This is a genomic window from Gemmatimonadaceae bacterium (assembly GCA_020852815.1).
Lineage (GTDB): Bacteria > Gemmatimonadota > Gemmatimonadetes > Gemmatimonadales > Gemmatimonadaceae > SCN-70-22.
In genome coordinates this window covers 283,609-305,767 of sequence record JADZAN010000019.1, presented here as the reverse complement: position 1 = coordinate 305,767, position 22,159 = coordinate 283,609, and the positions used below count along the sequence as shown (strand labels likewise).

General features: G+C 68.8%; 17 protein-coding genes and 1 tRNA gene. 16 read left to right on the top strand and 2 right to left on the bottom strand.

Features of this window, described 5'->3' with window-relative positions:
- Window positions 1-140 precede the first annotated feature (140 nt).
- Window positions 141-2,168, bottom strand: coding sequence for an MCP four helix bundle domain-containing protein (locus IT359_12165; protein MCC6929736.1), 2,028 nt, complete (start codon window positions 2,166-2,168; stop codon window positions 141-143).
- 188 nt (window positions 2,169-2,356) lie between these two features.
- Between IT359_12165 and IT359_12160 the strand changes: the two genes are divergently transcribed.
- From IT359_12160 to IT359_12110, 11 genes are all read left to right on the top strand, one after another.
- Window positions 2,357-2,429: transfer RNA gene (locus tag IT359_12160), tRNA-Gly, on the top strand.
- A gap of 137 nt (window positions 2,430-2,566) precedes the next feature.
- Entirely contained in the window at window positions 2,567-3,274 is a 708-nt protein-coding gene (locus IT359_12155) for a hypothetical protein (GenBank protein ID MCC6929735.1), read from the top strand.
- Window positions 3,271-3,780: a nucleotidyl transferase AbiEii/AbiGii toxin family protein gene (locus tag IT359_12150; protein ID MCC6929734.1), complete on the top strand. Its 510-nt coding sequence runs from the start codon at window positions 3,271-3,273 to the stop codon at window positions 3,778-3,780. Before IT359_12155 ends, IT359_12150 begins: the two co-directional genes overlap by 4 nt.
- Before the next feature lie 9 nt (window positions 3,781-3,789).
- Window positions 3,790-4,311: a nucleotidyl transferase AbiEii/AbiGii toxin family protein gene (locus tag IT359_12145; protein ID MCC6929733.1), complete on the top strand. Its 522-nt coding sequence runs from the start codon at window positions 3,790-3,792 to the stop codon at window positions 4,309-4,311.
- A 101-nt stretch (window positions 4,312-4,412) separates the two neighbouring features.
- Complete coding sequence (locus IT359_12140; GenBank protein ID MCC6929732.1) at window positions 4,413-5,315, top strand: ABC transporter ATP-binding protein; 903 nt, start codon at window positions 4,413-4,415, stop codon at window positions 5,313-5,315.
- Window positions 5,315-6,136: an ABC transporter permease gene (locus IT359_12135; protein ID MCC6929731.1), complete on the top strand. Its 822-nt coding sequence runs from the start codon at window positions 5,315-5,317 to the stop codon at window positions 6,134-6,136. The genes IT359_12140 and IT359_12135 overlap by 1 nt, the downstream gene beginning before the upstream one ends.
- 265 nt (window positions 6,137-6,401) lie before the next feature.
- Entirely contained in the window at window positions 6,402-7,958 is a 1,557-nt protein-coding gene (locus tag IT359_12130) for a hypothetical protein (GenBank protein MCC6929730.1), read from the top strand.
- Window positions 7,955-9,625 carry a cytochrome c3 family protein gene (locus IT359_12125; protein ID MCC6929729.1) on the top strand — a complete coding sequence of 557 codons (1,671 nt, stop codon included), beginning with the start codon at window positions 7,955-7,957 and terminating at the stop codon, window positions 9,623-9,625. Before IT359_12130 ends, IT359_12125 begins: the two co-directional genes overlap by 4 nt.
- 170 nt (window positions 9,626-9,795) lie before the next feature.
- Window positions 9,796-11,454 (top strand): hypothetical protein, encoded by a 1,659-nt coding sequence (locus IT359_12120; protein MCC6929728.1) that lies wholly within the window; start codon window positions 9,796-9,798, stop codon window positions 11,452-11,454.
- A complete protein-coding gene (locus tag IT359_12115; GenBank protein MCC6929727.1) occupies window positions 11,451-12,341 on the top strand; it encodes a cytochrome b/b6 domain-containing protein in 891 nt (296 codons plus the stop codon). Before IT359_12120 ends, IT359_12115 begins: the two co-directional genes overlap by 4 nt.
- Window positions 12,342-12,448: 107 nt before the next feature.
- Entirely contained in the window at window positions 12,449-13,951 is a 1,503-nt protein-coding gene (locus tag IT359_12110) for a cytochrome c3 family protein (GenBank protein ID MCC6929726.1), read from the top strand.
- A 25-nt stretch (window positions 13,952-13,976) separates the two neighbouring features.
- Here IT359_12110 and IT359_12105 read toward each other — a convergent pair whose 3' ends face one another.
- Complete coding sequence (locus IT359_12105; GenBank protein MCC6929725.1) at window positions 13,977-14,636, bottom strand: hypothetical protein; 660 nt, start codon at window positions 14,634-14,636, stop codon at window positions 13,977-13,979.
- A 517-nt stretch (window positions 14,637-15,153) separates the two neighbouring features.
- On the opposite strand from IT359_12105, the gene IT359_12100 reads away from it, so the two are divergent.
- From IT359_12100 to IT359_12080, 5 genes are all read left to right on the top strand, one after another.
- On the top strand, window positions 15,154-15,486 hold the full coding sequence (locus IT359_12100) for a hypothetical protein (protein ID MCC6929724.1): 333 nt from the start codon (window positions 15,154-15,156) through the stop codon (window positions 15,484-15,486).
- A gap of 334 nt (window positions 15,487-15,820) precedes the next feature.
- The gene (locus IT359_12095) at window positions 15,821-18,226 is read left to right on the top strand and encodes a histidine kinase (protein ID MCC6929723.1); all 2,406 of its coding nucleotides are present in this window, start codon (window positions 15,821-15,823) and stop codon (window positions 18,224-18,226) included.
- Between the two features lie 20 nt (window positions 18,227-18,246).
- Entirely contained in the window at window positions 18,247-19,083 is an 837-nt protein-coding gene (locus IT359_12090; protein MCC6929722.1) for a response regulator transcription factor, read from the top strand.
- 117 nt (window positions 19,084-19,200) lie between these two features.
- On the top strand, window positions 19,201-19,644 hold the full coding sequence (locus tag IT359_12085) for a response regulator (protein ID MCC6929721.1): 444 nt from the start codon (window positions 19,201-19,203) through the stop codon (window positions 19,642-19,644).
- Window positions 19,645-19,806: 162 nt separating this feature from the next.
- Window positions 19,807-22,107: a hypothetical protein gene (locus IT359_12080; GenBank protein ID MCC6929720.1), complete on the top strand. Its 2,301-nt coding sequence runs from the start codon at window positions 19,807-19,809 to the stop codon at window positions 22,105-22,107.
- Window positions 22,108-22,159 lie beyond the last annotated feature (52 nt).

Sequence of the window (22,159 nt, the reverse complement as noted above, 5' to 3'; positions counted from 1 at the left end):
GGCACTGGGCACTCCTCCATCGTCACGGCCGGTAACAACGCATGGCGCATCGCAAACTGCCGATGCGCCATGCGCCTCCCTCCCTTCCTGCGGATGTCGTCCTGGTGGACGGCGCCGGGGACGGCGCCGTCCGGTGTCACCTACACACCGGCCAGCTGCCGGCGTCCCATGGGGCGACGCCCCGGCATGTCGAGCGCGCCGGCGCCCGGATCCGCGGCCCGCGTTTCGTATCGGGCGTTGGCGTCGAGCTTGAACTGTCCCACCAGCTCCTGCAGGTGCGTCGACTGACCGGCGAGCTCGATCGACGTGGCCGACGACTCCTCCGCGTTGGCCGCCGCCCGCTGCGTCACGATGTTGATCTGCTCGACTGCCGTGCTGATCTGGTCGATGCCGAGCGCCTGCTGGTCGCTCCCGGCGGCAATCTCGCTCATCGCCTCGCCGGCGCTTTCCACGTGTTGGGCGATGGTGGAGAACTGCTTGAGTGCGCGGGCATTGAGCGCCACGCCATCGTCGGCGTTGCGCACCGATTCGGCGATGAGGTCGGTGGTGTTGCGCGCGGCTTCGGCGGCGCGCATGGCCAGGTTGCGCACTTCCTCGGCCACCACCGCAAAGCCACGCCCGGCGTCGCCGGCGCGCGCGGCCTCGACGGCGGCGTTGAGCGCGAGGAGGTTGGTCTGGAAGGCGATCTCGTCGATCGTCTTGATGATCTTCGCGCTCTCGTGCGCCGAGGACTTGATGCGATTCACCGCGGCCTCGAGCTGTTTCATCTCCTGCAACCCTTCGGCGGCCTGCTGGCGCGCTTCCTCGGTGACCGAGCGGGCCGACTGCGCGCGCTCGGCGCTGTTCTTCGCCGTTGCGGACACTTCGTGGAGCGAGGCGGCGACCTCCTCGAGCGACGACGCCTGCTCGCTGGCTCCTTCCGCCAGCGACTGCGCCGCCGCCGAGATTTCCTCGCTGGCGCTGGAGACCTGCGTGGCCGAGGCGGAGACATCGCCCAGGGCGCGCTGCAGGTTGGTGACGGCGAGGTTCACGGCGCTGCGGATGCGATCGAAGTCGCCGCTGTAGTGACCCGTCATCTGCGCGGTGAGGTCTCGTTCGGCGATGCGCCCAAGCACCGCCGACGACTCGGCGATGGGGGCGGTGATGGCGTCGAGCATCCCGTTTACGCCATCGACTAACTGGCGATAGCCGCCTTGGTACTTCTCGCCGGCGGCGCGGCGGGAGAGCTGCCCTGCCTGCGCGGCCGCGACGAGCTGGTTGGTCTCGGCGATGAGCCCCTGCATCGTGTCGGCGGCCTTCTCGTACGATCGGATCGAGTCGACGCTCGTGGCGATGATCCCGTCGACGCTGCGCGCGAGTTCACCCAGTTCGTCCTTCGACGTGATGTTGAGCGGCGACGTCCCGTACTCGGGTTTCACGTCCAGCTTGCCGGCGGCGAGGGCGTCGAGGGCCTGTCCCAGGTTCGAGATGCAAACGCTCTGCAGGCGATTGGCGCGCTCCACCATGAGGGCAAGCACCTTGCCGATGTTGGCGGCGATGTAGAGCGCGATCGCGAGTCCGAGGGCGATCCCGAAGGCAACGCTGAGGTCGATGATCCACGACATGCGTTTGCTGAGCACCTCGTTGCCGGCCTTCACTTCGGCGGCACGGGCAATTTTCTGGTCCTGCATTGCCTTCATCGAGACGAGGAGCTTTTCCTCCGTCTCGCGCACGTCGCTCCCGAGATAGGCGATCGCCGCCGCGGTGTTCCCGGCGTTGATCAGCTTCACGAGCTGGTCGCGCTTGCCGCGGAAGGTGCGGAGGTCGGCGGCGAAGGCAGCGAACGCCTGGCGCCCCGCGTCGGTGGTAATCGACTTCTCGTACTCCTTGAGGAGCGAATCGACGAGGATGGGGTACGCGGCCACTTTCTCGAGGAAGGGGGCCGCGGCGCGCGGCGACTCGGCGTAGACCGCTTCGCGGAGGTTCACGCGAACGCGCTGCAGATAGTTGATCGCATCGCCAGACTGGGCGAGCGGGACCGTCATTCGGTCGTAGAGTTCCTCGTCGGCAATGCGGAGCTTGCGCATGCCGAACGAGGCGACGACACCGACAATGAGGAGGAGGGTGAGAACGGAGCCGAAGCCCAACAGGAGCTTGGCACGAATGCGGAGGTCGTGGAACCAGGTCATACGGGTCACCACTTGGGAGGGAGGACGACATCCTGTCGTGCCGCTCAGTGTCGGCCCCACCCCATCCGGGACGCGGAATATCGGTGAAGTCTAATCCACTTTCCGGATTCTCCCTGACGCGCGCGTCGGGGAATTGGGTTGATCGCTTGCTTTCCGGGTGAGTCGGCACTTAGAATTCGCCTCCCTTCGCGGGCGTAATTCAGTTGGTAGAATGCCAGCTTCCCAAGCTGGACGTCGTGGGTTCGAGTCCCATCGCCCGCTCTACTCGAAGTCATTCGAGATGAGAACGTTACGAGCGTCTGGTCGCCAACGGTGGCCAGACGCGTGTTTTATTGAGCGCGCCCCGCCACGGTAGTTCGGACGCTTCCACTGTCCGAAATATGCATCATATTTCGGACATGCCTGCCTCCACGAAAGCCCGCCTCCGGGACCTATTTCTCGAGCGATTCCAGACGCGACCCGAGTCGGTCTTCACTGCCGCCGATTTCGCGGATCTGGCCTCGCGGGCGGCCGTCGACAAGACGCTTCAACGACTCGCCGCATCGGGCGAGCTTCGCCGCATAAACTGGGGCCTCTACGACCAGCCACGGCAGAGCGCTCTGACCCGCCGGCCTGCCGTGCCCGACTACCGGGCTGTCATCGGCGCGATCGCGCGCCGCGACCAGGTGCGCCTCCTGATCGATGGAATGACTGCCGCGAACGATCTCGGCCTCACGACGGCAGTGCCAGCTCGAGTCGTGGTGCTAGTCGACGCGAGACTCAAGCCGATCAAACTCGGGACACAGGAGATACGCTTCAAAGCCGCTGCCCCAAGTCGGCTCTACTGGGCGGGCCGTCCGGCCATGCGGATCGTCCAGGCGCTCCACTGGCTCCAGGACACGTTAGGCGATCCCGACCAGCGTACCCGCGTTATCGATCGGCTCCGGGAAATTCTCGATGACCCCGATCACGGCGAGGCGATGCGCGAGGACCTCAGAGTTGGGATGTCCGCGCTCCCTATCTGGATGCAGGAGTTCATTCGCAGTCTCCTCGCCTCGGCCCCGCCAAAGCGCGCGCGCGCACCTAACGCGACTCGCGGGCGTGCACCGCGGCGGCAGCGACCGTGAGCGCCGAGTCGTACCGCCGGGTGATAGCGGCATCGTCGCGTGACCGCCGCGACCTGTTTCTCGCCACCGCTCAGCGGCTCGGGACGCCGGTTGGGAATATCGAGAAGGACTTCTGGGTTTGCTGGACGCTCGGCGAGCTGTATCACGACATGCCAGCCGAGAGTCCGCGTCTGCTCTTCAAGGGCGGCACGTCGCTCTCCAAGGCGTACGGGTTGATTCAGCGATTCTCCGAGGACATCGACGTCACCGTCTTTCGCGATGACCTCGGTCAGTCGGCGACCGTGGAAGCGCTCGGGGCGATGACGGGCAAGCGACGTCAGGCCAAGCTGGACGCGATCCGCGACGCGTGCCGCGCATACGTCTCGGGACCGCTGAAGGAGGTACTGACGGTTCGCATTGGTGATGCCACGCGCGGAAAAGGGCGCGTCGACGTCGACGCAGCAGATCCGAACGGACAGAGCCTTCTGCTGTGGTATCCGACCGTGGAGGGGTCGACGGACCCATGAGTGCGCCCGGTGGTCCGACTCGAGGCGGGCGCGAAGTCCGCGCTCGACCCACACGAGCAGCGATCAGTTCGCCCGTATATCGCCGACGAGGTACCTAACGAGGATTTCGACGTTGCCGGCGTGACCGCGATCGAGCCCAAGCGCACGCTGTGGGACAAGATCGTGATCGCGCACGGTTTGCGACGCTGGCACGAGCGCCGCGGCAATCTCCGGCAGGAGGGCCATCGCGTGTCGCGGCATTACTATGACCTTCGCTGCCTCCTGCACTCCGAGATCGGTCCCGGAACGCTGGCGGACCGGGCACTCGGGGAGGACTGTGTGCGTCACGCCCGACTGTTCTTCGACCGCCCAGACTTCGATCTCGCGTCCGCCCGGCAGGGATCGTTCGCGATCGCGCCACACGCTGGGATGATCGACGCGTTGCGGCGCGACTACGACCTGATGTCAGCGATGATCTTCGGCACCCCGCCGGCTTTCGCAGATATTCTCGAGTCGCTCGAGGAGATTGAGGTGCGAGTGAACGCTGGTTGAGCTGGGGCGAACCCTCGCCATTCCTTAGTGCGCGCGAGGAAACGGCGAGGAGGGTGCTGCGTAGGTTGAGTGACCAGTCACCCAACCTCATCCGATCCCACGTGCTCGCGATCGACTTGGCAGGACTCACCAAACGGTACGGCGCCGTCACCGCGGTGGACGACCTCTCGCTCGGCGTCGATTCGGGGGAGATCGTGGCCTTTCTGGGGCCGAACGGGGCGGGGAAGACGACGACGATCGACATGCTGCTTGGCCTGGCCCGCCCTGACGCGGGGACGGTGCGAGTGTATGGGCGTTCGCCGGAGGAAGCGGTGGCGCGGGGCGAGGTGTCGGCGGTGATGCAGTCGGGCGGGCTGCTCAAGGACTTCACGGTGCGAGAGACGGTGCGCTACTCCGCCTCGTTGCACGCCCACGCGCGTTCCGTGGACGAGGTGCTGGAGCGCGCGGGGATCGAAGGGGTGGCCGAGCGGTTGGTGGGGAAGTGTTCGGGGGGCGAGCAGCAGCGGCTTCGGTTCGCGATGGCGCTCCTGTCCGATCCGCGCCTCCTGGTGCTCGACGAGCCGACGACGGGGATGGATGTGGAGGGGCGGCGCGACTTCTGGCGGTCGATTCGCGATGATGCATCGCGCGGGCGCACGGTCCTCTTCGCCACGCACTACCTGGATGAAGCCGACGCCTACGCCGACCGCATCGTGCTGATCCGTCAGGGGCGCATTGTGGCTGACGGCTCGACGGCGGAGATCAAGAACCTGGCGTCGGGGCGGGTGGTGCGGGCCGCGCTTCCCGGCGCCGAGATCACGGCGCTGCAAGCGCTCGTTGGGGTGAATAGCGTCGAGCAGCGCGGCGATCGCGTCCTGGTGCAGTGCAGCGACTCGGACGTGGTGGCGCGCTACCTCCTGACGCAGACCGCGGCGCGCGACCTGGAGATCTCGTCGAAGAATCTCGAGGAAGCCTTCGTGGCGCTCACCGCGGACGATCGCGGCAGGCCGACGGGAGGGGGGTGATGAGCCGCAACACGACACTGGCCGAGCCGCGCGATGCGGGAGCCGTCGAGCACGAGCGGCAGGTGCCGTCCCTGGGCGGCTTCAACCTCGTGGCGCTGTCGCTGGAGATTCGCCGCGTGCTGCGCAACAAGCGCACGCTGTGGTTCATCGTCGCCTTCCCGAGCATCTTCTTCTTCATCTTCCGGCAGTCGTCGAGCCGCGCGGCGGCGGCTGGCGGCGGCTCGCCGTCGGCGTCGATGATGGCGTACCTCCTCATCAGCATGGCGGTGTACGGTGCCATGGTGGGGACGACGTCTGGCGGCGCGGCGGTCGCCCTCGAGCGCAGCCTGGGGTGGAGCCGCCAGCTGCGCCTCACGCCGCTGCGCCCGACCGCCTACGTGGCGATGAAGGTGCTCACCGCGATGTCGCTGGGTGGGCTGGCGATCATCTCCGCCTTTGCGGTGGGGTTGCTGAGCGGTGTGCAGATGGAGCCGCGCGTCTGGATCCTGTCGGGGCTGGCGGCATGGGGGTGCTCGCTGGTGTTCGCGGCGTTCGGCCTCTTCATGGGGTTCCTGCTCCCGTCCGAGAACGTGATGCAGTTCGTGGGGCCGGTGCTGGCGCTCATGGCGATGTTCGGCGGGATCTTCATTCCCATCGCCACCATGCCGCCTACCATGCAGACGGTGGCCCGGTTCACGCCGGTATATGGAGTGGGGGTGCTGGCGCGCGCGCCGTTGGTGGGGGGCGATACCGGTGGGGCGGTGCTGGGGGTGGTGGTGTGGACGCTGGTCTTCGCGCTGGGCGCGGCGCTCCTCTTTCGGCGGGACACGGCGCGCGTGTAGCAATGTCCCGCACCGAACGCGACCATAGCCGGGCGCAGTGGCGCTGCGCGTGCAGACCCCTGTCAGACAAAGCCCCGTCCGCGACGTGTTGCGGGCGGGGTTTTCGTTAGGTGTCGGTGTCCTAATCGATTGTACCGCACGGTTCTATTGACGACATGAAGTTCCGCCCCTTGTGTAGGCGTTCGCCGGACTGCACGGGAGTTCGTCCCTCAACAGAATGCCCGATGAAGGATTTGGCGGTCCCGTGAGATACCGAGAGCAGCTCATGCACGTTTTGCAGGGCCCCGACGTCGGACGGCGCATCAGGCCCGGCGGCCGGGAGAGGTTGGGGGGGCGTTGTCGTCGTGCGCTGGTATCGTTTTCGGTGCTCGGCGCGCTGGCGTTGTATGCCGCCCCCGTGGCCGCGCAGGGGGTCCGGATCAGCGGCGCGAGCACGGCGCGCTATGTCCAGTTGCGAGCGCTCGTGGCTGATAGCGTTCCTGTGTCGGAGGCGGTCGATTCCACTGGTCTCGACCGCCTCCTGGCGGATGGGACGCTGGCGCGCTGCCTGGACGACGGCTTCTGCCGCTTCCTGCGCGCCGCCTCCGTCACGTCGGTCATGGCGCTGATGCAGGATGTCGACGCCACCGCGTGGGGTTTTGGGCGCGGGATGAGCGCGCGCGCCGAATTGCGCTTCCGCGAGGCGATGGGCGACGGGCGCGAGCTGTGGCCGCAGGGGCGCCAGCACATGGATGTGCTGGCGCTCTACGCCGACATGGAGCGCGAGCGCGTGCATGCACGGCTGGGGCGGCAGTGGTACTCGTCCGACCTGGGCTTTCGCAACTTCGATGGCGCCTTCGTCGAGGCCACGCCGCTCTCGTCGAGTGGCGGCCTCAAGGTCGAGGGGTATGCCGGATGGAGCCTGTTGCAGGGATTGGCGCGCGGGCTCACGAGCGACGCGCTGGCGGCGGTGGAGGAGTTGCCGCCAGATGCACGCGGGGTGCTGGTGGGGGGCTCGATTCGCTGGCGCCCCGGGAATCGCCGCGGGGCGTTCCGCGCGCAGTACGAGCGGGAGATTCGCTCCGATCGCGGCGCGCTGTACGCCGAGCGTGCGTCGGCCGCCGGTGACCTGCGCATTGCCGGGACCAATCTGGCGGGCGAGGTGATCTACGACTTCGCCACGGGCGAGTTCAACGAGGCGCGGCTCAACGTGGCGCGCGGGATCACCCGTGGCCTGGAGTTGGCGGTCGAGGGGCGTCACTCGACGCCCTTCTTCCCGCTGTGGACGATTTGGGGGGCGTTCTCGCCGGTTGGCTTCGACGAGGCGCGCCTGGATGCGAGGCTCTCGCTGGCCGGCGCGCGCGTGATGCTCACGGGGCGGGGGGCGTATCGCCAGTACCGTGAGACCGACGCCGGCGTGGCCTCGCTGGCGCTGCGCACCGATGGTTGGCGCCTGGGCGGTTCGGCGACGGCGCGGCTCGGGCCCTCGTGGGTGGTGGCCGGCACCTACGGGATCGACGTGGGAACGGTGGCCTCGCGTTCGGACGGCGACGTGTCGCTGCGCTGGCGGCGGGGCGACCGCTGGTCGGTTGCAGCTCGCGGGACCGCTTTCGAGACGATCTCGGAGTGGCGCATCGGGAGTGGGCGGGTGGTGGGGGGCGGGGGCGACGTGTCGTTCGCCTTGCGTCCCGACCTCAATCTCGTGGCCGACGCGATGCTGTACCGGCAGCGCGAGAACGGGCGTGCGGCGGAAGGGCCGTGGAACCAGCAGCGCGCGATGATCCGCCTGGAGTGGAACGTGGGCAGTGACCCGGGGGCGAGCGCGCGGGAGGCGAAGCGATGAGAGCCCTGCTTCGCGTCGTTGGTGCGCGCCTGCGACTCACCCTGTCGCGACGCGCCGGCATCACGGGACTTGCGTCGCTGGCCGTGGTGGCGGCGCTCGCGATCTTCGTGGTGACGAGTGCCGGGTGGGCACTGGGGGGCGCGCGCGACGTGGAGGAGAAGCGCTTCCCGCACGCCAAGCATGCGCGCCTCTTCCCCGAGTGCGAAACCTGTCACGAAGGCGTGACGACGGGCGACTCGGCGACGCGCTTTCCGACGGCGGTGTCGTGCGAGGACTGTCATGACGGCACACGACAGAAGCGCGTGGACTGGAACGGGCCCGCCGTGGCGCCGTCGAACCTGAACTTCTCGCATCCGAATCACGCGCGTGCGGCGGAGAAGGAGACGCCGGTACTCGAGTGCCGCACGTGTCACGGCATCAGCGGCGGTGACACCTTCATGGCGGTGGCGCGCGCCACGCCGGAGCTGTGCATCGGTTGTCATTCGCACAAGGCATCGGGCCACCTGGCCGACGACGCGCCCTGCGCGCGCTGTCACGCGCCGCTCACCCGCGCCACTCGCCTGTCCGACTCGGCTGTGGCGGCGATTCCGATACCGGAGGGGCACAACCGCGCCGACTTCCTGGCGCAGCACGCACCGCGGTCGCCCGAGGATGGGCAGCGGTGCGCGACGTGTCACGCGCGCCAGAGTTGTGCACGCTGCCATCCGAACGCGAAGGAGACGGCGCAGGTGGCGTCGCTGGAGAGTGATGCGCGCGTGGCGCGCGTGCTGCGCGGGCGAGCGCCCAGGTACTTCAAGCCCAGGTCGCACGAGGCGGGTGACTACCTCCTGTCGCACGGCGATTCGGCCAGCCAACTGCCCGCGAGCTGCGCGAACTGTCATGCGCAGCCGAGCTGCCGCACGTGTCACACGGCGCGCTCGGCGGCGAAGGTCCTGGCGCGCCTGGCGGGCCCCGACGCCGACGGCGCGGCGGGTGTGCGGCTGCAAGTGGTGCCGCTGGAACCGGGAGCGGCGGCGAGTGGTGCCATGGCCTTCCCGCACACGCCGCGCAGCGCGATGGCGCCTAACGCCGCCGAGGCGGCGCCGCTGGCGATTCCGCACGTGGCGCGGCAGGTGGCGGGGAACCCGCTCCTCGTCGTTCCCGACACCGTGGTGCGTCAGGTGCGCGTGCATCCGCCTGACTTCGTGGAGAAGCACGGTCCAACGGCGGCCAGCGGACGGTTGAACTGCCAGGGGTGCCATGAGGAACGCACCTGCACGAGCTGTCACAACGGGGGGAGCCGCCGGCGCTTCCACGCCTTCAACTTCGTGAGCCGTCACGCCGCGAGCGCGGTCGGGCGCGAGCGCGATTGTGCCTCGTGCCACACCACCGAGACCTTCTGTCGCGAGTGCCATCGTGGACAGGGGATGGAGGCGCGCGGGACGCGCAGCGTGGCCTATCACGACCGGCAGCCGCTCTGGCTGCAGCAGCACGGGCAGGCGGCGCGGCAGGAAATGCAGACCTGCGCCACCTGTCACCAGCAGCGCGACTGCATGCAGTGCCACTCCAACATCGGGCTGCGGGTGAACCCGCATGGCCCGGGCTTTGACGCCGAGCGCATGGCGAAGCGGAATCGCCAGATGTGCCTGATGTGTCACATCTCCGACCCGTTGCGCCGCTCGCCGTGATGACCGACAGACCGAGTGCCAGTGCCCGATCCCCTCATGCGCCCCAAGTTGCGCCCCCTCTTCGTGGAGACGAAACCGTGACTCGAATCGTGATGCGAGCACGAGCGAGCGCCGGGCCACGCGACGCGAGTCGCGATGGCTGCGCGAGCGCCCGTGGAGTCCCGCGCGCGATGGTGCGTGCGCTCACTGTGTGTCTCCTGGCGCCGGCGACGCTGCTGGGGCAGGCGACACGGCGTGACAGTGCCCGCGCCGCCGCCATCGCGCAGGACACATCGGGGACGGTGGTGCTGAATGCGCTGCGCAGCGGGCGTTCGCGCAGTGTCGACACGCGCATGGTGGCCACGAAGCAGGGGACGCGCGTGACGGGTGGGCGCGGCCCGGTGCAGTGCGAGAAGTGTCACGCCGACCGGCAGTTCCTGGCGGGGAAGGCGAAGGGAGCCAAGGGGGACTCGGTGCTCTTCGTCCCCGACACGCTGCTGCGCGACTCGCGACACCAAACGCTGGTCTGCGCCGACTGTCACGCTGGCTACAACGACGGCTATCCGCACACCAAGGTGCCGCAGGTGGCGCTGACGTGCGCGCACTGTCACGACGACCAGGGGGCGGCGTACGACCGCTCGATCCACGCCCCCAACTTCAAGAAGGAAGGCGATGCGCCGACGTGCGCCAGCTGTCATAGTGCGCACCGCGTGCTGGGCGCCGACGACCCGCGCTCGCCCACGTATCCGCTCAACGTGGCGCAGCTGTGCGGGAGCTGTCACAACAAGAAGAAGATCCTCGACGCGTACTTCGACAAGCCAGCCGACAGTACCGCGCGCACCGCGGTGAAGGATTTCCGCAAGTCGGCGCACGGACTCGCGATGTCCAAGGCGGGGCTCACCGTCTCCGCCACGTGCAGCGACTGCCACGATGCCCATCGCGTCCTCCCTGCCGATTCGTCGGGGTCGACGCTCAACAGGCGCAACGTCAAGAACACGTGTGGCGCGTGCCATGCCGGGATGCTCGCGACCTACGACTCCTCGGCGCACGGGCAGGCGCTGGCCAAGGGCGACACGACGGAGACGGGGAACAAGGCACCGGTCTGCGTGGAGTGCCACGGCGGGCACAAGGTGGTCGAGGCCGACGATCCCGCCTGGTTTGCCGGCGTCGTGCAGGAATGCGGCACGTGCCACAAGCGCCTGCTCGAGACGTACTTCGAGACGTATCACGGCAAGGCGAGCACGTTAGGCTACGGCATAGCGGCCAAGTGCAGCGACTGCCATACGGCGCACGCGATGCTCGAGGCGAAGGACCCGCAGTCGTCGGTGCACAAGGAGAACCTCGTCGAGACGTGCGGGGCCTGCCACCAGGGGGCCAACCGCAACTTCGTGGCGTACAAGCCGCACGGCGATCCACGGGACAAGGAGAAGAACCCCGAGCTGTACTGGGTGTGGCTCTTCATGACCTCGCTCCTGGTCGGCGTATTCTCGTTCTTCGGCATTCACTCGCTGCTCTGGTTCCTGCGCCTGTTGAGCGTGCGCAAGGAGCGCGCGGCGGGGCATGGTGCGGGGTACAAGGCGGCGGTCGCGACGGTGGCGGGCACGGCGCCTCCCACCCGGGCGGACCCGCCAGCCGCAACGGCACCGGCGTCCGATCCGCCCCTGGCGTCGCCGCCCGTGGCCGCGCCGCCAGCCGCAACATCGGGCGCGCCATCCCGCGACGACACGTCGGCCGACCCCGCGGGCGAGCCGCCGGCCGTGCAGCCCGACGCGCCCGGCGACGCCACGCCGGGGCCCAGTCCCGTGGATGGTGGAGAGACCGGCTCGCCCGAAGGAGGGAAGACGTCATGAGCGATCCAACGATGGGAAGGGCCGTGGCCGCGCTGCCTGACGAGACGCCGCTCGCCTCGTCCGATCGAGGGGAGGGGCCGTACCTGCGGCGCTTCTCGCCGCTGGAACGCGTCACGCACGCGATGATGCTGACGTCGTTCTTCGGCCTCATCATCACCGGACTCCCGCTGCATTTCTCGCAAGCCGCCTGGGCCTCGACGTTGATCGGCTTCCTGGGGGGCGTGCGCTCCGCGGGGCTCATTCACCGATTCTGCGGCATCGTCACCTTCGCCTACTTCTTCCTGCACATCGGGATGCTGGTGTCGCGCTTCCTCAAGGCGGAGGACAAGAAGGCGTTCTTCACCGGGCCCCGCACGATGGTGCCGAGGATGAAGGACTTCGAGGATGTCGTGGGGATGTTCAAGTGGTTCGTGGGAGCGGGGCCGCGCCCGAAGTTCGATCGCTACTCCTACATGGAGAAGTTCGACTACTGGGCGGTGTTCTGGGGTATCGCGATCATCGGCGGCTCCGGGCTCCTCCTCTGGTTCCCGACCTTCTTCTCGAAGGTGCTGCCAGGGTGGATCTTCAACGTTGCCACCATCGTCCATGGTGACGAGGCGCTGCTGGCGATGGGCTTCATCTTCACGATCCATTTCTTCAACTCGAACCTGCGCCCCGAGAAGTTCCCCATCGATGTCGTGATGTTCACGGGTCGGGCGCGCGCCGAGTACATGCAGGAGGAGCACCCGCTGGAGTACGAGCGCGAGTTGCAGGAAGGGCGTCTCGAGTCGCTGCAGGTCGCCCCGCCGTCCGAGACCGCGTATCGCATTGCGGTGGTGCTTGGGCTGCTGGCGATCCTGACCGGGTTGACGCTGACGGGACTCGTCCTGTACGCGGTGCTGCAATGACAAGCGCCCGGCGGGGATGGGCAACGCAGGGAGCGTGGTGGCGCGCGGCGCGAGCGATGCGCGGCGCGGCACGTGGCGTCCGCGCGTCAGTCCTCGCCGTCGTTGGAATGCTTGCCCTGCTCGTGGCCGGTTGCCAGCGCGAGTCGTCGAATCTCGAGACGCGTCGGCGAGCGGCACAGGACGTCGAGAACCGGCGCCAGTCCACGAAGGAGGTGGAGGTCGACACCACATCGTTAGTCACACCGGTGGGTGGCGACTCGCTCATCGGCACGGCACGCGGCCTTGGCGGCGAGGCAACGCTTCGGTCGGAATGCGCTGCCTGCCATGAGGGCGTGCACAAGGCGCCGCTGGGGCGCGCCCCCGAGGTGTCGCTGACCTGCCTCGGGTGCCACGACACGTCTCACCAGGTGGAACAGTCGTTCTATGCGGGGCTGGTGCGGGGGGCGCGCATCCATCCCGACACGATGTTCGTCACGCGCGTGTCGTGCGCCGGGTGCCACAACGACTCGACGTTCGCGGCGCCGCATGGCCCGCAGCGTCTGGCCGCGATGGACCGCATGTGTACGAGCTGTCACGGACGCCGGTTCAGCGGGATGCTGGCGCGCTGGCGCACCGGCGTCGAGTGGCGTTCGCGCGCGGTGGCGGGCTATGTCTCGCAAGCGGCCGGCGACGCCCGACTGGCCGGCGATGCGGCGCGTTCGCGCGTGCGCGGGGCGCGGCAGGCGGTGGACCTGTTGCAGCTCGCGGGACCGGTGCACAACGTGCGAGGTGCCGACCAACTGTTTCGTGCGGCACTGGACAGCACGGCCTCGGCGTATGCACGCGCGGGAGTTGCCGCACCGGCCCGCCCGGCACTGGGTCCGAGCCCGGCCACCAACGGCTGCGTCAGTTGCCACTACGGTGTGGAGACGGCGCGGAAGACCGTCTTCGACGAGTCGTTCGACCACGCCACGCACCTGGTGCGATCGGCGGTGGCGTGCAAGGAGTGCCACAGCAACTACAACTACTTCGCCGGTGGCGGAACCTCGTCACCCTCGGTGGATCGCGATGTCGATGCGCGACATGGGAAGACGACGCTGACCAAGGCGTCGTGCGAGAGCTGCCACCACGCCCCCACCACGAAGGTCGAGTGCACCGCGTGCCACGCGACCGATGCACGCCTCAAGCAGCCCATCCGGGTCACGATGGCGCTGACGCTGCAGCCAGAGAAGGCCCCGCGGTCGCGCGCGGTGGCGTTCCAGCATTCGCAGCACGAGAAGACGACGTGCGCCCAGTGTCACACGACGCCCGGCGCGGTGAAGGAGGTGTCGAGTTGCGCGTCGTGCCACGCCGATCACCACAAGGAAAAGGCGAGCGGATGCGCGCAGTGCCACGGCAACACGATGCTCGCGGATCACAAGATGGACACGCACTACAAGTGCGTGAGTTGCCATGTGCGCGAGACGGTGGCGCGCCTGCTCCCCGACCGCGCCTTCTGCCTGAGCTGCCACGTGAAGCAGGTGACGCACGAGCCCGGACGCGAATGCGCCCCGTGCCACCTGCGCCAGTCGCCGACCGAGGTGAGGCGCCGCATCCTGGCCGCACCGGTAACGCCGCCGGGCAAGAGGTAGCGCTGGGCACGACCGCTTTCAGTCGTTAGAGCGACTTGAGCAGGTTCTCGACTCGCTTCTTGTCGGCGTCCATTGCCTGGCCTGAGAGGAGCGTGGCCAGCAGGTCGATCGCTTCCTCGTCGAGCGAGTCGGGATGCTTCCGATCCTCGGGAAAGCGCAGGATGATGCCGAGCGCGAACGGGACGTGCGGGATCCCCTCTTCCTCGTTTGTCTCCGACTCGAAGCCCGGCGCCTCGCCTCCGTCCTCGACGCTGGCAAGCCACGGCTCCTCCGCGGCACGGGCGGCGCGCTCCAGCCGCTCCACGAGGCGCTGCGGGACGACCGCCGCCAGGACGCCACGAATCCCGCCGTCGTTCTCCCGCGCGGTGAGGAGGATCGGGGCCGGTTCGTCGAACAGCCCCACGGTCGAGACCGCATCGAACGTTGCCGTTGGGAGAGAACCCTGCGCGAGCGTGGGCGACGCCTCGGACACTTCACCTTCCACGGCGGCCAGCGCGTGAAAGACGGTGTGACCGGGTGGCGTGCGCGGGTGCTCGATGGCCACCAGGCGCAACGCCACGGGGGCGAGCGTCATCACGCGCGCGATGGCCGGCGCCCCTTCACCGAAGGAGGCGCTGCCGTCGTGGTTGTGCTCGCCTGAGTTGTCGGCGGCGTTGTCGTCGGAATCGGGAGTCCAGTCGCTCATGCAGTTCGGCGTCGCGCGTTGCGTCAGTGGGGCGGGGAATAGTGCACGGACCGGGGGCGCGATCCAAGGGGGGAGCGCGCTGGACAGGCGCAAATTGTCGCGATACGCGTTGGTGTGACGCATTCCGGAGCGGGAGGGTCTTCCCGGTACACCGCTGGACTCGCGCGCGATGGTGCGCGGCGTCCTCGATCACTCAACCGCAGGCGTCTCGATGTCGCGTCCAAGCCAACTCACCATCATCCAGCCGTGGACCACCGCGGGGCATTCCATGCCTCGACCGGCTCGCGTTGACGGCGGGCTGTTCCGGAGCGTTGGAGTGGACGCGAGGCCGAGGGCAGGGCAAGCGAGTGCGTGACACGCATTCGCCGCCAGTCGACATGACATCGACGCCCCGCCCGCGCTTGCGCCGGCGGGGCGTCCTGTTTCACGGCGACTCGCACGCGCCCCTGCGGCCCCTGCGGCACGTGATGCACACGCGCCATCACCCTCCCACCGACATCACCACAGGAGACGAGCCATGCTTCGCCTTTCTCGCACACTCGCGACTCGCCTCCGGCGACTCGCGCATCCCCTGGGACACTCGTCCCGCTCGTTAGGCGCGCGCCCCGCCTCGGCCGAGGCGTGGGCCCGATTGGAGCGCGCGCTGAACGCGACGGCGATCCCCGCACCGGCCACTCGCCGTCGCGAACTGGCGCACGAACAGCTGCGGCTGGTCGTCACCCTCGTGGGGCAGCAGGGGGCGGAGGCCGTGTCGCGCATTCGCGAGGCCGGGCGCGACGGTGGAACCACCGGCGCCGAGGCCCTTCGGGTCGCGCTGTTTGTGGCGACCACGCTCGGCCATACGGGGTGACAAGAAACCTTTCACCCCACATGCCGTATCCAATCGCGTGGTGTGAAGGGCGGCGGCCAGTCGACTGATCGGGGTTTGCCGACCGGGTCGGCTGGCCGCCGTTGCCTGGCTGGTGGCCGATGCTCGGCTGGTCGCCGATGCTCGGCTCATGCCGTCTCCCGGTCCCTTCGTCCCCAGCGACTTGGCCCCCCCTCGTTCGACCGCTTCCTTGGATGAACCGGCGCTCGCCACCCCGACCTCAGCGTCGGTGGGGGCTGGCGTGCGTCTTCCTCCGAGAATGGTCGCCTCCACGACGTCTTCGCCTCGCGTCGCCGCTCCCCCGTTCTGGGCCGTCGTGGCCGGGACGTGGTTGTTCTTCGGGGTGATGTACGGCGTGGTGTGGACGGCGGCGGCGCGCGACCCGTCGCGGGCGATGCGTTGGACGATGCCGACCGCGCTGGCGGTGGCGGCGATGTGGGCGCTGCTCACGCCATGGTTGTTTCGCCTCACGCGACGGGTGGCCCCCTCGCGCGTGGGGTGGGGAGTGAGCCTACTGACACACAGCGTGTCGGCGATGGCCTGCGCCATGGTGCTCACCGCGCTCCTGCGCACGTCGATGGCGTTCTTCGCGACGTGGAGCCCGGAGCCGTACGTCCCGATGCTCTTCTACTGGTTCGACGTGTGGCTCTTCGTGTATGTCGCGCTGGTGGTTGTCGCGCATGCACTCACGGTGCGCCGGCGTTACGTGGACCGAACGGTGCGCGCCCACCTGCTGGAGGCGCAACTGGCGCGCGCGCAGCTGCAGTACCTCGAGCTGCAGCTGCAGCCGCACTTCCTGTTCAACGCGCTCAATGCCATCTCGGAGCTGGCGCACGAGTCGCCGGATGCGGCGGAGCGTATGCTGCGGCGACTTCACACGCTGCTGGCCATCTCGCTCGAGCGCTCGGGGCGGGATGAGGTGACGCTGGACGAGGAGCTTGCGGCGCTCGAGCCGTATCTCGACATCCAGCGCACGCGTTTCTCGGACTGGTTGCAGGTGGAGGTCGACGTGGCGCTGGAGTGGCGTCGCGCGCTGGTGCCGCACCTCATCCTGCAGCCGCTGGTGGAGAACGCGATCCGGCACGGGCTCTCGGTGCGGCAGGGGCCCGGTCGCGTGCACGTCGCGGCGCGGCGCGTGGGCGATCGCCTGCTGCTGCGGGTGGAGGACGACGGGGTCGGTCTCCGTCAGGCGCAAAGCACGCGCGACCCCAACCGGCGCGAGGGGATCGGGTTGCGCAATGCCAGCGAGCGCCTGCGCCAGTTGTACGGCAGCACCCATCGCTTCGAGCTGCGCGAGGGGGAGCAGGGCGGGGTGGTCGTGGAGCTGGAACTGCCGTATCGCGACGGGACCGCCCAGGCACACCCCACGCCGCAGCACGTGAGCCTGGCCGACGCGATGGCGTCGACCACGCTCGACGACCCGTCCACATGGCGCACGGGCGAGTTCTCCACCGTCTTTCCCGAGTTGGAGGAGAGCAAGCCAGAGGCTCCGCCGGTCGAGGCAATCGTGGAGTCGACGCCCGCGCCGCAGTGGCAACCGAGCGGGAGCTTCCGCGCGGCGGAGCGACCGGTGCCGGCGCCCCCCCCGTCCGCCGAGCCGCGAGGCTCCACCCCGGGGTTGTCCTGGAAGGCGTGGGGCGGTATCGGACTGCTCTGGTTCGCGATGGCCGTGGTGTGGACCAACCAGATGGTCTTGTACTCCAACTCCATGCGGCCAAGCGACGGCTATTCATGGCTGGAGCTGGCGCGCTTGCAGGTGGCGACCTCGATCATCTGGCTCGGTCTGTCACCAGTGGTCGTCGCACTGGCGCGCAGGTTCCGCATCGACTCCGGGAACTGGATGCGCCGGTTGCCCCTGCACGCGGCCTTTGGGGTATGCGCAGGGCTGGTGCATACGGGGGTCATGCAGGCCACGGGATTGAGCCAGATGCCAGTGCTGTCGCCGGGGAACATGAATCCCCTCACCGGCGACTTCTTCGTCTACTTCGGGCTGCTGGCGTGGTCGCACGCGCGCGACTTCGTGAACTGGTATCGCGCGCGGGAACTGGAGGGGGCGCGCCTGTCGGCGCGCATCGCCGGCTCCCGCTTCCAGGCGCTCCGCGTGCAGCTCCGCCCGCAGTTCCTCCTTGCCACGCTCGACCTGCTCGCCGAGCTGGTGCACCGCGACGTGCCGCGTACGGAACGCTTGATCACACGCCTGGCCGACACGCTGCGCCTCACGCTCGAACTCGGGCGAGAGGCAACCAGTTCGGTTCGACAGGAACTCGAACTGCTCGTTGCCTGCGTCGACACCCACCGCGATGGGATTCGCCCCGGGGTGCGGCTGGTGACCAACGTTCCACCCGACGCGCTATCGCTGCGCATTCCCAGTCGCCTGGTCTGCACGATGGTCGACGACCTCCTCGTCGCCGATTCATTGAATCCCGCCGAGTCGCTCACCGTACGGCTGGAGGTGGATCGCGCGGCCGACGTGACGCGCGTGCGGCTGCGCGGCGAGGCCGACTGGCGCGCTCGCAATGCGTCGCCCGCGGGCGCCGGGCCCGGCGGGAGCGGGTCGCACGCCTGGTGGCGCACCAAGAGCGTCGCCGAGGCGGCGGTGGCCGACGCGGGTGCGCTGGTGAGCGTGACCTTTCCCGACCGTGCGTCGGCGGTGCTCCTCATTGCCGATGCCCCAGAGATTGCCACCGCGGTCTCCGCCGAGTGGGCGGCGGCCGTTGCCTAAACAAGGAAGGGAGATTGACGATGCCGATTCGCGTATTGGTGGTGGACGACGAACCGATCGCCCGTCGTCGCGTGCGACGGCTCCTGCGCCTCGAACCGGACGTCGACGTCATCGACGAGGCGGGGAGCGGTGGCGAGGCTATCGATGCCATCCGGAAGGACCCCCCGGACCTGGTCCTGCTCGACGTGCAGATGCCGGACGTGGACGGCTTTGGCGTGGTAGGGGCACTGGGAGCCGAGCAGATGCCGCCGACGATCTTCGTCACTGCGTTCAATGAATACGCGGTGCGTGCGTTCGACGTGAACGCGATCGACTACCTCCTCAAGCCCTACGACCCGGAGCGCTTTCGCGCCGCCTTCCAGCGGGCGCGGTCGCACATCGAACGGGAGAGCTCGGCGGAGCAGGGGCGGAAGATCCGCGCATTGCTGGAGCAGGTGCTGGGCGAGGACCGCGCGACGGCGGCACTCGCCGATCGGCCGGCGCAACCGTCCGGCGCGCCGGGCACGATGCCGCGCACGCGGTTCCTCGACCGCCTGATGGTGAAGCACGACGGCCGCGTCTTCTTCGTCAAGGTCAGCGACGTGGACTGGTTCGAGGCGTCGGGGAACTATGTGCGCGTCCACACAGGGAAAGTCTCGCACCTCATCCGCGAGACCATGCACCACGTGGAGGCGCAGCTCGACCCCTCGATGTTCGTGCGCATCCACCGCGCCGTGATCGTCAACATCGATCGGATCAAGGAGCTCCAGCCGTGGTTTGCCGGCGACTACGTGGTGATCCTGCGCGATGGGCGTCAGCTCAAGCTCAGCCGTACCTATCGCGAACACTTGCAGTCGCGCATGCACCGTTTTGCCTAGTCGCCACGGGCGACGGGTCGGGGAAGGGCTCAAGCATTTCGTGACATACGCCGATACCAATAGATGTCTCCGGCTCTCGCCGGGGCCTTGCTGCCGACCCTGCCTCGCCCCCCCCGCATGCCGTCCGCCGATCTGCACACCGCTCGACGCACGCTGCTCGACCGGTCGCCGGTGAGGCGCGCCCTGGTCATCGACGACGAAGGTGCGGTGCGCAGCGTGCTGCGCCGCTGGCTCAAGCGTCGCGGCTGGGAAGTGGCCGAGGCACCCGACGGCCAAGTGGCGCTGGCACAACTGCGCGACGGGGGCGAGCCGGCGAAGGCGCGCGACTTCGACCTGATCATCTGCGACCTGCGGATGCCGTCGCTGAGCGGACCGGAGCTGCATGCGTGGGCCAGGTGCCACCGCCCCGACCTCGCGCAACGGCTCGTTTTTGCCAGCGGCGACGTGCAGGAACCCGAGGCGGCCGAGTTCCTGCAGCAGTGCGGTTGTCCAGTGCTCGAGAAGCCATTCGAGCTGTCGCGACTCGAGGCTGTCCTGTCGACATTCGACCCGAGAGTGTGACGCGAAGCTCGTCAGGCACCGCGGTCAGCGCACGCGGGGCGCGAGTCTTCAGCGACTCTTGAACGCGGTCGATACTTGGAGCAGCGGGGTGAGCGCCAGCGATGGCCTCCCTCGCGGTCGCTCGGCGACGCCGACGGCCCTCTCGGTTTCCGACTTGCGCACATGCTCTCGACCCTTTCGTTGCGTGCGAAGCTTTTCCTGCTCGCATTCCTCGGCGTTACCGGCACCATCGTCGTTGGCGGGATCGGCTACCTGACGCTTGGCACCAGCGTCGCCACCGTCGAAGGACTCTCCACCAGCGCCGCCGCGCAGCGCGCCCGGATGCAGGGCGACTTGGCGCATGTCGCAATGCGATCCGACGTCTACTCGGCGATACTGGCCGCGCAGATGGCGAACGAGACGCGCCGCGTCCGCGCCGAGCACGACCTGCTGGGGGACGCGAAGGTGCTGAAGGAGGCGATGGCGAGCGTCGCGGGCGAGAGCCGTCACCCCGACATCGTGAAGCGCGCGCAGTCGCTGCGCCCCGATATCGAGGCATTGGAAACAAGGGCGCGCGCGGTGCAGCTGGCGGCTGCATCGGGAGACAAGGCCGCGTTGGCGCCGGCAGTCGAGCGCTTCGAGGAAGCGTTTGCCACGCTGGAACGGGAGCTGGGCGCGCTGGGCAAGGAGATCGAGGTCCACACGGCGAGGCTGAGCGCGGCGAGCGCCAGCGCCGTCGCGCGCGCCAAGCTGATCGTGATGCTGTCGTCCGTCCTCCTGATCCTGATCGCGCTCGCCCTGGGCTTCCTCATCGAGCGGGGGATCACGACGTCGCTGAGCGCGGTGGTGGAGCGCGTGCAGACGCTGCGTGGCGCCTGCATCGCCGAGCTGCGCGCGGCGCTCGACGCCATGACGCGTGGCGACCTCGCCGCGGCCATTGCGCCGCGCACGCAGCTCCTCCCAGTGACCTCGACCGACGAGATCGGCGTCCTGACCACGAACGTGAACGACATCATCGCGCAGACGCAGGCAACGGTGGCGTCGTTCGAGGAGGCGCGCCGCATCGTGCGCGCCCTCATCGAGGAGTCCAACGCCCTGTCGCGCGCGGCCAGGGAAGGGGAGCTGTCGCAACGGGGCGACGCGGCGGCCTTCGACGGTTCGTTCCGCGCGCTCGTCGAAGGGATCAACCACACGCTCGACCTCGTCATCGCGCCGGTCAACGCCGCCACGGAGACGCTGGAGCGGTTGGCGCAGCGCGACCTCACCTCACGCGTGGAAGGGAACTACCGCGGCGACCATGCGCGCATCCAGCAGTCGCTGAACAGCGCGCTCGACAAACTGTCCGAAGCGATGGGGGCGGTGACCGACACGGCCCAGGGGGTGGCCAGTTCTGCACAGCAGATCGACGCCGGGAGCAAGGAGCTGGCGCGCGGCGCCAGCGACCAGGCGGCCTCGCTGGAGGAAGTGTCGGCGAGCGCGCGTGAGCTGGCGGCGATGACCAGGCGCAACGCGGCCAGCGCCGCCGAAGGGCGCTCGCTGAGCGAGGGGGCGCGCGCCAGCACCTCCGCAGGGGTACTCGAGGTGCGACGCCTGGCCGACGCCATCGTCCAGATCCAGCAGAGCGCCGTGTCGACGGCGAGGATCGTCCGGACCATCGACGAGATCGCGTTCCAGACCAACCTGCTGGCGCTGAACGCCGCGGTGGAGGCGGCGCGCGCTGGTGACAGTGGGAAAGGGTTCGCCGTCGTCGCCGACGAGGTGCGCACGCTCGCCATGCGCTCGGCCGAGGCGGCACGGAGCACGGCCGAGCTCATCGAGCAGTCCGTGCGCGCCACCGAGCAGGGTGTCGCCCTCAACGCGCAGGTGCTGCAGCAGTTGAGTGAGATCGACGACCGCGTGAACCGCGTGGGGCAGGTGGTGGGGGAGATTGCCGTGGCGAGCGACGAGCAGTCGAAGGGGGTGGAACTGATCGATCGTGCGCTGGAGGAGATGTCGCGGCGCACCCAGGCGGTGGCGGCGGCCGCCGATGAGAGCGAGGAAGCGTCACGCAACCTGGGCGAGACGAGCGAGGCGCTGCGTGCCTTGGTGGGTGAGTTCAGGCTGGCGCGCCGCGCGGCGCCGACCAGGGCGGCGGCCACGCATGCTGTGACGGAGAAGGTCGCTGCCCCTCACGTTGCGCCTGACAAAGCCCCGACCGCGCGCGTCGTGCCTGAAAGGCCCGCGGCCGCACGCCTTACGCCTAACAAGGCGCCAGCGGCGCGAGCGGTGCCTAACAAGGCGCCAGCGGCGCGAGCGGTGCCTGACAAGCCTGCCGTCGCGCACGCCGTCCCTGCCAGCTCCAGTCCGACATCAGCCGCGAGCAAGGCGTTCCGCGTGAAGCCGCCGCCGTCCAAGGGTGCCCCTCCGAAAGCAGCCGCGCGCGAGCTACCGGAGATCTCGATTCCGCTCGACGACGACGACTGGAACTCGATGCAGAGCTTCTAGGCGCCATCTCAGCGATGGTGCACGGAGCGCCCGGGGAGAAACAACGCTCCGG